The organism is Streptomyces sp. NPDC032161 (assembly GCF_040636995.1).
Taxonomy (GTDB): domain Bacteria; phylum Actinomycetota; class Actinomycetes; order Streptomycetales; family Streptomycetaceae; genus Streptomyces.
In genome coordinates, this window is sequence record NZ_JBEZVN010000005.1 from 231,711 (window position 1) to 245,231 (window position 13,521).

At 71.6% G+C, this 13,521-nt stretch carries 13 protein-coding genes and 1 pseudogene; 9 read left to right on the top strand and 5 right to left on the bottom strand.

Going from position 1 to position 13,521, the window contains the following annotated elements:
* Positions 1 to 26 precede the first annotated feature (26 nt).
* Positions 27 to 821: an enoyl-CoA hydratase-related protein gene (locus AB0E67_RS15255; protein WP_362026075.1), complete on the bottom strand. Its 795-nt coding sequence runs from the start codon at positions 819 to 821 to the stop codon at positions 27 to 29.
* A gap of 84 nt (positions 822 to 905) precedes the next feature.
* Between AB0E67_RS15255 and AB0E67_RS15260 the strand changes: the two genes are divergently transcribed.
* Positions 906 to 1,619 carry a DUF308 domain-containing protein gene (locus tag AB0E67_RS15260; protein WP_362026078.1) on the top strand — a complete coding sequence of 238 codons (714 nt, stop codon included), beginning with the start codon at positions 906 to 908 and terminating at the stop codon, positions 1,617 to 1,619.
* Positions 1,620 to 1,750: 131 nt separating this feature from the next.
* Positions 1,751 to 2,206: an ATP-binding protein gene (locus AB0E67_RS15265; RefSeq protein ID WP_362026081.1), complete on the top strand. Its 456-nt coding sequence runs from the start codon at positions 1,751 to 1,753 to the stop codon at positions 2,204 to 2,206.
* A gap of 99 nt (positions 2,207 to 2,305) precedes the next feature.
* On the opposite strand, the gene idi is transcribed toward AB0E67_RS15265, so the two are convergent.
* The 4 genes and pseudogenes from idi to galE all read right to left on the bottom strand — a co-directional run bounded on the left by idi (position 2,306) and on the right by galE (position 5,780).
* Complete coding sequence (idi, locus tag AB0E67_RS15270) at positions 2,306 to 2,899, bottom strand: isopentenyl-diphosphate Delta-isomerase (protein ID WP_351525772.1); 594 nt, start codon at positions 2,897 to 2,899, stop codon at positions 2,306 to 2,308.
* Positions 2,900 to 3,045: 146 nt separating this feature from the next.
* Positions 3,046 to 3,552, bottom strand: a pseudogene (locus AB0E67_RS15275) (N-acetyltransferase); the annotation flags it as partial.
* 129 nt (positions 3,553 to 3,681) lie between these two features.
* On the bottom strand, positions 3,682 to 4,623 hold the full coding sequence (locus tag AB0E67_RS15280) for a cation diffusion facilitator family transporter (protein ID WP_362026084.1): 942 nt from the start codon (positions 4,621 to 4,623) through the stop codon (positions 3,682 to 3,684).
* Positions 4,624 to 4,790: 167 nt separating this feature from the next.
* Positions 4,791 to 5,780 (bottom strand): UDP-glucose 4-epimerase GalE, encoded by a 990-nt coding sequence (gene galE / locus AB0E67_RS15285; protein ID WP_362026087.1) that lies wholly within the window; start codon positions 5,778 to 5,780, stop codon positions 4,791 to 4,793.
* Between the two features lie 519 nt (positions 5,781 to 6,299).
* Here galE and AB0E67_RS15290 point away from each other — a divergent pair.
* The 7 genes from AB0E67_RS15290 to AB0E67_RS15320 all read left to right on the top strand — a co-directional run bounded on the left by AB0E67_RS15290 (position 6,300) and on the right by AB0E67_RS15320 (position 13,232).
* Positions 6,300 to 7,982 carry a DUF5941 domain-containing protein gene (locus AB0E67_RS15290; RefSeq protein ID WP_362026457.1) on the top strand — a complete coding sequence of 561 codons (1,683 nt, stop codon included), beginning with the start codon at positions 6,300 to 6,302 and terminating at the stop codon, positions 7,980 to 7,982.
* Positions 7,979 to 8,716 (top strand): phosphocholine cytidylyltransferase family protein, encoded by a 738-nt coding sequence (locus AB0E67_RS15295; protein WP_351525151.1) that lies wholly within the window; start codon positions 7,979 to 7,981, stop codon positions 8,714 to 8,716. The genes AB0E67_RS15290 and AB0E67_RS15295 overlap by 4 nt, the downstream gene beginning before the upstream one ends.
* On the top strand, positions 8,704 to 9,765 hold the full coding sequence (locus AB0E67_RS15300; RefSeq protein ID WP_362026090.1) for an iron-containing alcohol dehydrogenase family protein: 1,062 nt from the start codon (positions 8,704 to 8,706) through the stop codon (positions 9,763 to 9,765). The genes AB0E67_RS15295 and AB0E67_RS15300 overlap by 13 nt, the downstream gene beginning before the upstream one ends.
* A complete protein-coding gene (locus tag AB0E67_RS15305) occupies positions 9,743 to 10,522 on the top strand; it encodes a CDP-alcohol phosphatidyltransferase family protein (protein WP_362026092.1) in 780 nt (259 codons plus the stop codon). The genes AB0E67_RS15300 and AB0E67_RS15305 overlap by 23 nt, the downstream gene beginning before the upstream one ends.
* An 8-nt stretch (positions 10,523 to 10,530) precedes the next feature.
* Positions 10,531 to 11,403, top strand: a complete 873-nt coding sequence (locus AB0E67_RS15310) for a glycosyltransferase (RefSeq protein ID WP_362026459.1) — start codon at positions 10,531 to 10,533, stop codon at positions 11,401 to 11,403.
* Positions 11,404 to 11,524: 121 nt separating this feature from the next.
* On the top strand, positions 11,525 to 12,454 hold the full coding sequence (locus AB0E67_RS15315) for an ABC transporter permease (RefSeq protein WP_362026095.1): 930 nt from the start codon (positions 11,525 to 11,527) through the stop codon (positions 12,452 to 12,454).
* Entirely contained in the window at positions 12,447 to 13,232 is a 786-nt protein-coding gene (locus tag AB0E67_RS15320; protein WP_362026098.1) for an ABC transporter ATP-binding protein, read from the top strand. The genes AB0E67_RS15315 and AB0E67_RS15320 overlap by 8 nt, the downstream gene beginning before the upstream one ends.
* Positions 13,233 to 13,521: the final 289 nt, after the last annotated feature.

Here is a 13,521-nt window from a genome sequence, read left to right on the forward strand (position 1 = left end):
CCGGCCCGTCCCGGCGGCCCGCCGGGTCAGTCCACGCCCTCGGGCGGCCCGAAGCGCGGCGCCCGCCGTTCCAGGAACGCGGCGACACCCTCGACGGTGTCGCCGCTGCGCCGTATCCGCTCCGCCCAGTACGCGTCCCGGTCCCGGCGCCCGTCGGCGAACTCCTTCGCCGCCGCCTGCGTGATCCATGAGCGCGCCGCCAGCGTCCGCGTGTACGCGCCGACCCGCGCGTCCAGCCCACCGGCCGGGAGCACCTCGTCCACCAGCCCGCACCGCAGCGCCCGCGCGGTGTCGATCAGTTCGCCGGAGAAGAGCAGGTGCTTCGCCGTGGCGGGTCCGGTCAGCGCCACCAGCCGCCGGGTCGACGACGCGGGGTAGACGATGCCGAGCCTGGCCGGGGTGACCCCGAACTCGGCGCCCTCCTCGGCGAACCGCAGATCGCAGGCGGCCGCGAGCTGACTGCCGCCGCCCACGCAGTAGCCGCGGATCGCCGCCAGCGTCGGCCGGGGAAACGCGGCCAGCGCCTCCTCGGCCACCACGGTGAGCGGCTGCGGATCCGACGGCGTACCGCCGGGCGAGGACGGCTCCCGGGGCGGCACGTCCCTCAGCGAGGCGATGTCCGCCCCGGCGCAGAAGGTGTCCCCGGCGCCCGTCAGCACCAGGGCCCGTACCGAGGGATCGGCCGCCAGCCGGGCCAGCAGCGGGGGCAGGGCGATCCACATCGAGACCGTCATCGCGTTGCGTTTGGCCGGGTTGTCGATGACGACGGTGGCGACACCGTCCGCGACGGTGTGCGTCAGCCGGGGTTCCGTACGGTCCATGCGCCGGATGCTATCCGCACGGTTCGAACCTATGATCAAAAAGGGGTGGGTGGCCGTGCATGTACGCACCGTGAGGAGCTTTCCGTGGCCGATCCCGCAGTCGAGGGCAGAAGGCTGAGCCGGAGTTTCGGCCGGCTGGCCCTGCTGGGCATTCTTCTCGCCGTGGCCGGTCTGGTCGGCCTCGTCTACACCGGGGTCGCGACGCTGACCTCGATGCTGCTCTTCGGCTGGTTGCTGCTGGTCGGCGGCCTCGTCGGTCTGCTCCACGCCATCGAGTCCCGGGGCAGCAACTACTTCTGGCTGGCGGTCGTGGTGGCCGCGCTGAACATCGCCGCCGGGGTCGTCGTCATCCGGCATCCGCACGGCACGGCCGAGGCGCTGACCATGTTCGCCGCGCTGCTCTTCCTGACCGGCGGGGTGTTCCGGCTGGTGGGCAGCGTCGTCGTGCGCGGCCCGCAGTTCGGCTGGACGCTGCTCCAAGGGGCCTTCGGGCTGCTCCTCGGGCTGCTGGTCCTCTTCGACTGGCCGCACAGCAGCCTCTACGTCCTGGGTCTCTTCTTCTCCCTGGCGCTGCTCTTCGACGGCCTCGGCCTGATCACGATCGGAGTCGGCGGCCGACGCATCGTCTCCCTCGTCTCGGACACCTCGGACCGGGCAGCGGACCCCGGGCGTCGTCACCCGGACCCGGACCCGGACTCGGACCGGCTCCTGCACCGGTACACGGAGCCCGACGGCCCGAAGCCGGGGCAACAGCCCGACACGTCCATCGGAGAGAACCAGGGTCAGTCAAAGAGTTGATCGAATCGTGCGGTTTCGATCAAAATTTGTCGATAGAGGTCGACTTTTATTCACTGGTCCGGTGCGGCGGCCACGCCGCGCACTCTGTACTCGACGTGCAGTCACCGACGAGTCGAGGGCGGTACCGGACTATGGAGAGCCGCGGGAGTGTCCCCGCTCGGCCCATGTCGTACGAGGGAGTCTGGCGGTTCACCGCCCCGGCCGTGGACGTCTCCGTCCCCCGGGCCAGGCGCGCCGTACGCGACCTGCTGGACCGCCAGGGCGTGCCGATCGGCACCGACATCACCGAAGGGCTGCTGCTCATCGTCTCCGAGCTGGTCACCAACGCGGTGAAGCACGCCGCGCTGCTCTCGCCGGAGCTGGCCGTCGAGGTGGCCGTCGGCGCGGACTGGGTCAGGGTGTCCGTGGAGGACAACCACCCCTACCGGCCCACGGCCCTGGAGACGGACCACGGACAGACCGGCGGCCGCGGGCTGCTCCTGGTCCGGGAGATCACCCGGGAGGCGGGCGGCGCCTGCGACGTGGAGCACACCGCGGGCGGCGGGAAGATCATCTGGGCCGCGCTGCCGCTGAGCGCGGGATTCTGAACCGGCCTGCGCCGGCACCGGGCGGTCCCGCAGCCATCCGGGCCGACCGGCGTGGGCACCCGGTGACACGGCTCGCACGAACACCGGGTGCCCCGTCCGCTACCAGCCGGCGGACGGCCCGGTCAGTTCCCTGATGGCCGGGCGGGCGGCGTCCAGCACCGTCATGAACCACGCCGAGAACGGTGCCTCGGCATGCCGTTCGGCCAGTTCCTCGGCGGTGACGAACGCGGTCTCGCCGACCTCCTCCGGGTCCGGCCGCAGCCGGTCCTGCACCATGCCGACGAAGAGATGGTTGAACTCCTGCTCCACCAGTCCGGAAGCCGGGTCGGGGTGGTTGTAGCGGACCGTGCCGGCCTCGGCCAGCAGCGAGGGCGAGACGCCGAGCTCCTCGTGCGTACGCCGGGCGGCGGCGGCGAAGGGCGCCTCACCGGGGTACGGGTGGCCGCAGCAGGTGTTCGACCAGACGCCGGGGGAGTGGTACTTGCCGAGCGCGCGCCGCTGGAGCAGCAGGCGGCCCCGCTCGTCGAAGAGGAACACCGAGAAGGCCCGGTGCAGCTGACCCGGCGGCTGGTGGGCGGAGAGCTTCTCCGCCGTACCGATGGTGGTGCCGTTCTCGTCGACCAGTTCGAGCATGATCGCTTCTGCTGTGCCGTTCGACGAGCTGTGCGCCGCGGTGGCTGGTGTGGTCGGCATACCCATCCTTCGCTATGGTCCCGGCCCGGTGCGCCGGTCCCGTCGAGTCCGCTCAAGTCTGCCGTACAAAAGCCGCTTGTCCGCACTTCGGGTCCGACATGTCCGGACCCGGTGCCGCCCCGTCCGCGGGCGGCACCGCAAGGCCCTCAGACGCCGAACGCGGCCGGGTAGCGGATCGTGCCCCGCGGCGCCGGCGCGGACGGGTCGAGGACCAGGGCCATCATCGCCTCGTCCGGGACGTCGAAGGCCGGCCGGATTCCGTACCGGGACGCCGGTACGAAGCCGAAGCGCGGGTAGTAGGCGGGGTGGCCGAGCACCAGGACGACGGACTCGGCCCGCGACCGGGCGGCGTCGAGCGCGGCGCGCACCGCGGCCTGCCCGGCGCCCCGCCGCTGCTGCTCCGGGGCGGTCGCCACCGGTGCCAGGGCGAGGGCCGGGGCGTCCCCGACCCGGCACCGGGTCAGCAGCGCGTACGCCGCGACGGCACCGTCCCCGCCGAGGGCGACATGTCCGAGACCGGGCAGCCAGGCCGACGGATCGGCGCGCAGCGCGTCGACGAGAGCCGCCTCGGCCGGCGTCGGGAAGGCGGCGGTGACGACCGCGCGCACGGCCCCGGCGTCCGCCGGGGCCTCCGGCCGGGCCGTCCAGCGGGGAACGCCCCGCCCGTCGCTCCCCGCCGCGCCGGAGGCGGGGGAGCGCGGCTCGGGACGGGCGGCGTGATCGTGGTCGTTCATTCCTTGCCCCTTCGCGGTCGGCGGCTCCGGCTGTCGGCCGGCCGTTCCTCAGTGACACAGTCCCGCTTCGTGTTCGGCGTGGCCGCTCGGTTCCAGCTGGAACGTGCAGTGCTCGACGTCGAAGTGGTCGCCGAGGCATCCCTGGAGTTCGTGGAGGAGCTTCTCGTGGCCGACCGAGTCCAGCACGTCCTGGCTCACCACCACATGGGCCGAGAGCACCGGCATCCCCGAGGTGATCGTCCAGGCGTGCAGGTCATGGACGTCCAGGACGCCGGGCAACGCCGTGATGTGGGCCCGTACCTCACCCATGTCCACGCCCTTCGGAGCCGCCTCCAGCAGCACGTTGAGCGTCTCCCGGAGCAGTTTCACGGTACGCGGGACGATCATCAGGCCGATCACCAGCGAGGCGATCGGGTCGGCCGCCTGCCAGCCGGTGGCCAGGATGACACCCGCCGAGACCAGCACGGCGACCGAGCCGAGCGTGTCCGCGAGCACCTCCAGATACGCGCCGCGCACGTTGAGGCTCTCCTTCTGCCCGCGCAGCAGCAGCGACAGGGAGACGATGTTGGCGGCCATGCCGATCAGTGCGAAGACGATCGTCAGCCCGCCCCTGGTCTCGGCGGGGGTGACGAAGCGCTGGATCGCCTCGAAGAGCAGGAAACCGCCCATGCCGAGCAGCAGCAGACAGTTGGCCAGGGCCGCCAGGATCTCGGCGCGGGCGAAGCCGAAGGTGCGGTTGAGCCCGGCGGGCCGGTTGGCGAAGTGGATCGCCAGCAGGGCCATGCCCAGTCCCAGGGCGTCCGTCGCCATATGGGCCGCGTCGGCGATCAGGGCGAGCGAGTCGGCGAGCAGCCCCCCGACGATCTCCACGGTCATCACCGTGAGCGTGATGCCCAGCGCGATCCGCAGCCTCCCTCTGTACGCGGCGGCGGCCGTGCCGGTGGGCGGCGGCCCGCCGTGAGTGTGTCCGTGATCGTGCCCTGCCCCCATGGGGACGCCTCCCGATCGTCTCGCGGACTCGGGCGCGGTCGGGCCCGAGCACTGTCAGTGAACTACGGGTGGGGGGTATCGGGCAACACGGCACTGAACACCGTTGTCATGTGCCCTGACCTGCGGAAATGCTTGCAGGTCAGGGCTGTGGAGCGATCACCGGAAGGTCAGTTCGCGCGCGCCTCGGGATGCTGGAGGCACCAGCCGGCCCAGGCGGATTCGATCATTTCGCGCACGTCGTGCCGGGCCGTCCACCCGAGGTCCCCGGACATCCGGGCGGCGGACGCGACGGCCTTCGCGCCGTCGCCGCGGCGGCGCGCCTCGACCACGGCCGGCGTGTGCCGCCCGGTGACCTCGCTCACGAGATCGGCGATCTCCCGCACCGACACCCCCTCGCCGCGGCCGATGTTCACGGTCAGGTCACCGGCGTCGCCTTCGGCCCGTGCGGCCAGGCTCCGGGCGACGGCCAGATGCGCCTCGGCGAGGTCGGCGACGTGGATGTAGTCGCGGACTCCGGTCCCGTCGGGGGTGGCGTAGTCGTCACCGAAGATCCGGGGGGCCTCGCCCCGGGTCAGCCGTTCGAAGAACATCGGGATCACGTTGAAGGCGCCCGTGTCCGCCAGTTCCGGCGCCGCCGCCCCGGCCACGTTGAAGTAGCGCAGACAGGCGGTGGACAGCCCGTGAGCCCGCCCGGTCGCGCGGACCAGCCACTCCCCGGCGAGCTTCGTCTCGCCGTACGGGCTGATCGGGGCGCACGGCGTCTCCTCGGTGATCAGTTCCACATCCGGCACGCCGTAGACGGAGGCTGAGGAGGAGAACAGGAAGCTCCGCACCCCGGCGGCGACGACCGCCTCCAGCAGCGTGGTCAGCCCGGCCAGGTTCTCCCGGTAGTACAGCAGCGGCCGCTCGACGGACTCCCCGACCTGCTTCTTCGCCGCGAGATGCACCACACCCGTCACCGCGTGCCGCTCCAGCACCTCGTCGAGCAGCGCACGGTCGGCCACCGAGCCCTCGACCAGCGGCACAGCGGCCGGGAGCCGTCGGGCGACGCCGGTCGACAGGTCGTCGAGGACGACGACCCGCTCACCGGCTCCCGCCATGGACCGCACCACATGTGCGCCGATGTACCCCGCCCCGCCTGTGATCAGCCATGTCATACGGACCAGCCTAGGGTGTGCCCCGGCGGCGGCACCGTCGTCCCCGGAGCGGCCGGGCGGTCCCGCGCACCGCGACGGGCAAGGCCCGGGGCGTCGCGGCCGGGCTGCTTCGTCCCCGGTGGGAGCGTTCCCGCCCGATCCGGGCGGGAAGGCCCGGATCCGTGCCACCGCGTTTTGTCAGTCGAGGCGGGGATCGACGATGATGATCTCGGGCAGTGCCGGATGATGCCGGTCCGCCCCGAACGGAGCACGAACGGGCGGTGAACTCCCGCTTCCGTTCATCCGATAGCCTCTGCCGACGTGCCGTCGGCCCGCTTCCGGGCCGCGTTGCAGCGCGCCGACCCCGTCAGCACCAAGGAGTGAGTTCGTCTGTCGACCGCCATCCTCACCGGTGCTCCGGTACCCGGATCCTCGCTCGCGGACGATCTGCGGTCACTGGGCTTCGACGTACGGGCCGCCGCCGACGCGACCGAGGCCGCACGGCTTCTCGCGGCCGTTCCCGCCGACCGCCGCGTCGCCCTGGTCGACCCGCGCCTCGTCGGCCACCTCCACGCCCTCCGGCTCGGACTGACCGACCCGCGCTTCCCCGCGGCCGCGGTCCCCGGAGCGCTCACCGCGCAGCCGGAGGCCCGCTCCGCGCTCGTCCGGGCCCTGGGGACCGCCGCCGCGTCCGGCGGCGCCGCGGCCCCCGGCGCGACGGTCGCGACCGTGACGACGGTCACCGACCACACCCTGCCGGGCCGCGTCGCCGGCCTCCTGGACGCCGAGGGCACGCCCGTGCAGCGCCCCGAGCTGGGCTCGCTGGTCGCCGCCGTACCGTCCGACGCGTTCGCGCGCGCCGAGGCGGAGAGCGCCGTCGCGGCCGTCGACGACGAGGCGGTGCGGCTGCGCAGCGCCGTGAAGTCCCGCGACGGCTTCTTCACCACGTTCTTCATCAGCCCCTACTCCCGCTACATCGCCCGCTGGTGCGCGCGGCGCGGGCTCACCCCCAACCAGGTCACCACGGCGTCCCTGCTGACCGCCCTGATCGCGGCCGGCAGCGCGGCCACCGGCACCCGCGCGGGCTTCGTCGCGGCGGGGGTGCTGCTGCTCCTCTCCTTCGTCCTGGACTGCACCGACGGGCAGCTCGCCCGCTACTCGCTCCAGTACTCGACGTTGGGCGCCTGGCTGGACGCCACCTTCGACCGGGCCAAGGAGTACGCGTACTACGCGGGGCTCGCCCTCGGAGCCGCCCGGGGCGGGGACGACGTCTGGGCGCTGGCGCTCGGCGCCATGGTCCTCCAGACCTGCCGGCACGTCGTCGACTTCTCGTTCAACGAGGCCAACCACGACGCGGTGGGCAATTCCAGCCCCACGGCCGCCCTCTCCGACCGGCTCGACAGCGTCGGCTGGACGGTGTGGCTGCGCCGGATGATAGTGCTGCCGATCGGGGAGCGCTGGGCCATGATCGCGGTGCTCACCGCGGCGACCACCCCCCGGATCGTCTTCTACGCCCTGCTCGTCGGCTGCGCCTTCGCCGCCTGCTACACCACCGCGGGCCGGCTGCTGCGCTCGCTGACCCGCAGGGCCGAGCGCACCGACCGGGCCGCCCGGGCCCTGGCCGACCTCGCCGACTCCGGCCCGCTCGCCCAGACCGTCGCGGCGTTCGGTCCCAGGCTCGGCGGCAGCTGGAACGCCCCGGTCACGGCCCTGCTCGCCGGAGTGCTCATGATCGCCTCCGCGCTCACGCAGCCCTTCGGGAGCTGGCACACCATCCTCGCGGCCGTCGTGTACGCGATGTCGTCCGGCATGGCCGTCTCCAGCTCCCTCAAGGGCACCCTGGACTGGCTCGTACCCCCGATATTCAGGGCGGCCGAGTACAGCACCGTCCTGATCCTCGCCGCCCGCAGCGACGTCCCCGGAGCGCTTCCCGCGGCCTTCGGGCTGGTCTCGGCCGTCGCCTACCATCACTACGACACGGTCTACCGCATTCGCGGAGGCACTGGCGCGCCGCCCCGATGGCTGGTGCGCACGATCGGCGGGCACGAGGGCCGGACCCTGGTGGTGGCCGTACTCGCCGCCGTACTCACCCGGCATTCGGCGTTCACCGCGGCACTCACCGCGTTCGCGGTGGCTGTGGCACTGGTGGTGCTCGTGGAGTCCATCCGCTTCTGGGTCTCCTCCGGAGCACCCGCCGTTCACGACGAAGGAGAACCCGCATGATCGGCCTCGTACTGGCAGCCGGTGCCGGACGGCGACTGCGCCCCTACACCGACACGCTCCCGAAGGCCCTCGTGCCGGTGGACGGCGAGAAGACGGTCCTGGACCTCACGCTGGCCAACTTCGCGGAGATCGGCCTCACCGAGGCGGCCGTCGTCGTCGGCTACCGCAAGGAGGCCGTGTACGCGCGCAAGGCCGAGTTCGAGGAGAAGTACGGCCTCGCCCTCACCCTGATCGACAACGACAAGGCCGAGGAGTGGAACAACGCCTACTCCCTGTGGTGCGCCCGCGACGTCCTCGCCCGCGGCGTCATCCTGGCCAATGGCGACACCGTCCACCCGGTCTCCGTCGAGAAGACCCTGCTCGCCGCCCGCGGCAACGGGCAGAGGATCATCCTGGCGCTCGACACCGTGAAGCGCCTCGCCGACGAGGAGATGAAGGTCGTCACCGAGGACGGCAGGGGCGTGCGCTCCATCACCAAGCTGATGGACCCGGCCACCGCGACCGGCGAGTACATCGGCGTCACCCTCATCGAGCCGGAGGCCGCCGCGGACCTCGCCGACGCCCTGAAGGCGACGTATCTGCGCGACCCGGACCTCTACTACGAGGACGGCTACCAGGAACTCGTCAACCGCGGCTTCACCGTCGACGTGGCCCCCATCGGCGAAGTGGCGTGGGTCGAGATCGACAACCACGACGACCTCGCGAAGGGCCGTGAGATCGCGTGCCAGTACTGACCCGGCTCATTCCGTCCCCGGTCGTCGTCGACATCAGCTGCGGCGCCCTGGACGATCTGGCCGGCCTCCTCGCCGACCAGCGGATCTCCACCTCCGGCGAACTCGCCGTCGCGATCAGCGAAGGCTCGGGGCGCGCGCTGCGCGAGCGGCTGGCGCCCGCGCTGCCCGGTGCCCACTGGTACCCGGTCACCGACGGCACCATCGACTCGGCGGTCAAGCTCGCCGACGACATCAAGGGCAACCGGTACGACGCCGTGGTCGGCCTCGGCGGCGGCAAGATCATCGACGTGGCGAAGTACGCCGCAGCGCGCGTGGGGCTGCCTCTGGTCGCGGTGGCCACGAACCTCGCCCACGACGGGCTCTGCTCGCCGGTCGCGACCCTGGACAACGACAACGGCCGGGGCTCCTACGGCGTCCCCACCCCGATCGCCGTCGTCATCGACCTCGACATCGTCCGCCAGGCACCGCCCCGCTACGTGCGCTCCGGCATCGGCGACGCGGTCTCCAACATCTCCTGCGTGGCCGACTGGGAGCTCGCCCACGACGTGCGGGGCGAGGAGATCGACGGCCTCGCCGCGGCCATGGCCCGGCAGGCCGGTGAGGCCGTGCTGCGCCATCCCGGCGGGATCGGCGACGACGGCTTCCTCAAGGTGCTGGCCGAGGGCCTCGTGCTGACCGGCATCTCCATGTCGGTGGCAGGAGACTCCCGGCCCGCCTCGGGCGCCTGCCACGAGATCAACCACGCCTTCGACCTGCTGTACCCCCGGCGTGCGGCCAGCCACGGGGAGCAGGTCGGCATCGGCGCCTGCTTCGCCATGCACCTGCGCGGCGCGCGCGAGGAGTCGCGGCAGATGGTGGCCACCCTGCGCCGCCACGGCCTGCCCGTGCGGCCCGAAGAGATCGGTTTCACCGCCGACGAGTTCGTCCGGGCCGTCGAGTACGCCCCGCAGACCCGTCCGGGGCGCTTCACCATCCTCGAACACCTCAACCTGTCCACCGACCAGATCAGGGACGCGTACGCCGACTATGCAAAAGCCATCGATAGCTGAACTCCGCCCGGTCGTGCACCCCCCGGGCGTGAAGGACCGGCGCAGCGGTGAGCACTGGGCGGGGCGGCTCTACATGCGCGAGATCTCCCTGCGCGTGGACCGGCACCTGGTGAACACCCGGGTCACGCCCAACCAGCTGACCTACGTGATGACCGTCGCGGGCGTGCTCGCCGCGCCCGCCCTGCTCGTCCCGGGCATCCCCGGGGCGCTGCTCGGCGTGCTGATGGTCCAGCTCTACCTGCTGCTCGACTGCGTCGACGGCGAGGTGGCCCGCTGGAAGAAGCAGTTCTCGCTGGGCGGGGTCTACCTGGACCGGGTCGGCGCGTACCTCTGCGACGCGGCCGTCCTCGTCGGCTTCGGTCTGCGCGCCGCGGACCCGTGGGGCCACGGACGGATCGACTGGCTGTGGGCCTTCCTGGGCGCCCTCGCGGCCCTCGGCGCCATCCTGATCAAGGCCGAGACCGACCTCGTCGGCGTCGCGCGCCATCAGGGGGGACTGCCGCCGGTCAAGGAGGCCGCCTCCGAGCCGCGCTCGTCCGGAATGGCGCTCGCCCGCCGGGCCGCCGCCGCGCTCAAGTTCCACCGGCTGATCCTCGGCGTCGAGGCGTCCCTGGTGGTCCTGGCGGCGGCGGTGTTCGACGCGGTCAGGGACGACCTGTTCGTCAGCCGTCTCCTGGTCGCGGTCCTGGCCGGCATCGCGTTGCTGCAGACCCTCCTGCATCTCGTGTCGATCCTCGCGTCGAGCAGGTTGAAGTGAGCACATCCATGAAACTCGGCGCGGTCGTCATCACGATGGGCAACCGCCCCGAGGAGCTGCGGGCCCTCCTGGATTCGGTCGCCGAGCAGGAGGGCGACCGGATCGAGATCGTGGTCGTCGGCAACGGCGCCCCCGTGCCCGACGTCCCCGCGGGCGTACGCACCGTGGAGCTGCCCGAGAACCTGGGCATCCCCGGCGGACGCAATGTCGGGATCGAGGCGTTCGGCCCGTCCGGTGCCGATGTGGACGCCCTGCTCTTCCTCGACGACGACGGGCTGCTGCCGCTGACCGACACCGCCGAGCTGTGCCGGCAGGCGTTCGAGGCCGACCCCCGGCTGGGGATCATCAGCTTCCGCATCGCCGACCCGGACACCGGCGTCACCCAGCGGCGCCACGTGCCGCGCCTGCGCGCGTCCGACCCGATGCGCTCCTCGCGGGTGACGACCTTCCTCGGCGGCGCCAACGCCGTGCGCACCAAGGTCTTCGCCGAGGTCGGGCCGCTTCCCGGGCAGTTCTTCTACGCGCACGAGGAGACCGACCTCGCCTGGCGGGCGCTGGACGCCGGCTGGATGATCGACTACCGCGCGGACATGGTTCTCGACCACCCGACGACGGCCCCCTCGCGGCACGCCGTGTACCACCGGATGGTGGCCCGCAACCGGGTCTGGCTGGCGCGCCGCAATCTGCCCGCGCCCCTGGTCCCGGTCTACCTCGGCGTGTGGCTGCTGCTGACCCTGGTGCGCAAGCCCTCCGGCCCGGCCCTGAAGGCGTGGTTCGGCGGCTTCAAGGAGGGCTGGTCCACTCCGTGCGGCACCCGTCGTCCGATGAAGTGGCGCACGGTATGGCGGCTGACCAGGCTCGGCCGACCTCCCGTGATCTGAGAGTCTCCTCTCTGAGAGCATGGGGGGCGACTCCTCATGTACCTCCGTCTCCACGGGACCTGTCCGCTCCGAGCCGCGCCCGCGACCGGCCGCGCATGTTGAATACGAGAGTTTCATTCTGGTGAGTGACACAACCCACGATGGTGCGGTCGCCCTGGGCGCCGCACCATCCGCCGACGACGGCCTGAGCGCGGCCGAGAGGGCCGCCAAGCACGGCCTGACGGTGAGCGGCGCCCGGCCAGGGCTCATCGAGTACATCCGCCAGCTCTGGGGGCGGCGCCACTTCATCATGGCGTTCTCCCGGGCCAAGCTGACCGCCCAGTACAGCCAGGCGAAGCTGGGCCAGCTGTGGCAGGTGGCCACACCGCTGCTCAACGCCCTCGTCTACTACCTGATCTTCGGGCTGATCCTGGGGACCAGGAGGGGAATGACCCAGGAGGTCTTCATCCCGTTCCTGGTGACCGGCGTCTTCGTCTTCACCTTCACCCAGAATTCGGTGATGGCCGGTGTGCGGGCGATCTCCGGCAACCTGGGGCTGGTCCGGGCCCTGCACTTCCCCCGGGCCTCGCTGCCGGTCTCGTTCTCGCTCCAGCAGCTCCAGCAGCTGCTGTACTCGATGATCGTGCTGGCGGTCGTGGCCGTCGCCTTCGGCAGCTACCCGGGCCTGTCCTGGCTGCTGGTCCTTCCGGCGCTGGCCCTCCAGTTCGTCTTCAACACCGGACTGGCGCTGATCATGGCCAGGCTCGGGAGCAAGACCCCCGACCTCGCCCAGCTGATGCCGTTCATCATGCGGACCTGGATGTACGCGTCGGGTGTCATGTTCTCCATCCCGGTGATGCTCGCGGACAAGCCGGCCTGGATCGCCGACGTGCTCCAGTACAACCCGGCGGCCATCTACATGGACCTGATGCGCTTCGCCCTGATCAAGGGCTACGGCGCCGAGAACCTTCCGGCGCACGTCTGGATGGTGGCGCTCGCCTGGGCGGTCGTCGCCGGCGTCGGGGGCTTCGTGTACTTCTGGAAGGCGGAGGAGCGGTACGGCCGTGGCTGAGGACAACACTTCCGGGCGCGTCCCCACCGTCATCGCCGACGACGTGCACATCGTGTACCGCGTCAACGGTGGTGGGGGAGGCAGGGGCAGTGCCACCGCGGCGCTGAGCCGGATACTGCGCCGCGACAAGGGCGAGGGGCGCGGGGTGCGGAAGGTGCACGCCGTGCGCGGTGTCTCCTTCACCGCGTACCGGGGCGAGGCGATCGGTCTCATCGGGACCAACGGCTCCGGCAAGTCCACCCTGCTGCGGGCCGTCGCCGGCCTGCTCCCGACCGAGAGCGGCAAGGTGTACACCGACGGCCAGCCGTCGCTGCTCGGTGTGAACGCGGCGCTGATGAGCGATCTGACCGGGGAACGCAACGTGGTGCTCGGCGGCCTGGCCATGGGCATGTCGCGCGAGGAGATCCGCGAGCGCTACCAGGAGATCGTCGACTTCTCCGGCATCAACGAGAAGGGCGACTTCATCACGCTGCCGATGCGGACGTACTCCTCCGGCATGGCCGCCCGGCTGCGGTTCTCCATCGCCGCCGCCAAGAACCATGACGTCCTCATGATCGATGAGGCGCTGGCGACCGGCGACCGCAAGTTCCAGATCCGCTCCGAGAAGCGCATCAGGGAACTCCGCAAGGAGGCGGGCACGGTCTTCCTGGTCAGCCACAGCAACAAATCCATCCGGGACACCTGCGACCGGGTGCTGTGGCTGGAGAAGGGCGAGTTGCTGATGGACGGTCCGACCGACGAGGTCCTCAAGGCGTACGAGCGCGAGACCGGCAAGTAGCCCCTCCCGCGGCCCAACGAATCGGCCTCCGCCGGAGCCCTCCGGCGGAGGCCGATTCGTTGTCCGGATCGTGGACCCGCCGGGGCGTCCTGCACACCCGGCGGTATGCGCAGGACAAGATCTCCTCCCGTCGGATGACGTCAAAATCCTTGAGCGCGGGGAAGGTTGGCGGAGCGGGATGTGGTGTGCGCCGGTGCGCGACACCCCGTCCGTGCCGGCGGGCTCGTACAACGTAAGCTGTACCGGTGCTGATTCGTGGCAAGTGGGGCGATACCGCCTGGCCGTACGG

Excerpts from the sequence above, each read along its gene's own strand:
- AB0E67_RS15255 (WP_362026075.1), bottom strand. The coding sequence starts at position 821 with ATGGACCGTACGGAACCCCGGCTGACGCACACCGTCGCGGACGGTGTC.
- AB0E67_RS15265 (WP_362026081.1), top strand. The coding sequence starts at position 1,751 with ATGGAGAGCCGCGGGAGTGTCCCCGCTCGGCCCATGTCGTACGAGGGA.
- idi (WP_351525772.1), bottom strand. The coding sequence starts at position 2,899 with ATGCCGACCACACCAGCCACCGCGGCGCACAGCTCGTCGAACGGCACA.
- AB0E67_RS15280 (WP_362026084.1), bottom strand. The coding sequence starts at position 4,623 with ATGGGGGCAGGGCACGATCACGGACACACTCACGGCGGGCCGCCGCCC.
- galE (WP_362026087.1), bottom strand. The coding sequence starts at position 5,780 with ATGACATGGCTGATCACAGGCGGGGCGGGGTACATCGGCGCACATGTG.
- AB0E67_RS15295 (WP_351525151.1), top strand. The coding sequence starts at position 7,979 with ATGATCGGCCTCGTACTGGCAGCCGGTGCCGGACGGCGACTGCGCCCC.
- AB0E67_RS15305 (WP_362026092.1), top strand. The coding sequence starts at position 9,743 with ATGCAAAAGCCATCGATAGCTGAACTCCGCCCGGTCGTGCACCCCCCG.
- AB0E67_RS15310 (WP_362026459.1), top strand. The coding sequence starts at position 10,531 with ATGAAACTCGGCGCGGTCGTCATCACGATGGGCAACCGCCCCGAGGAG.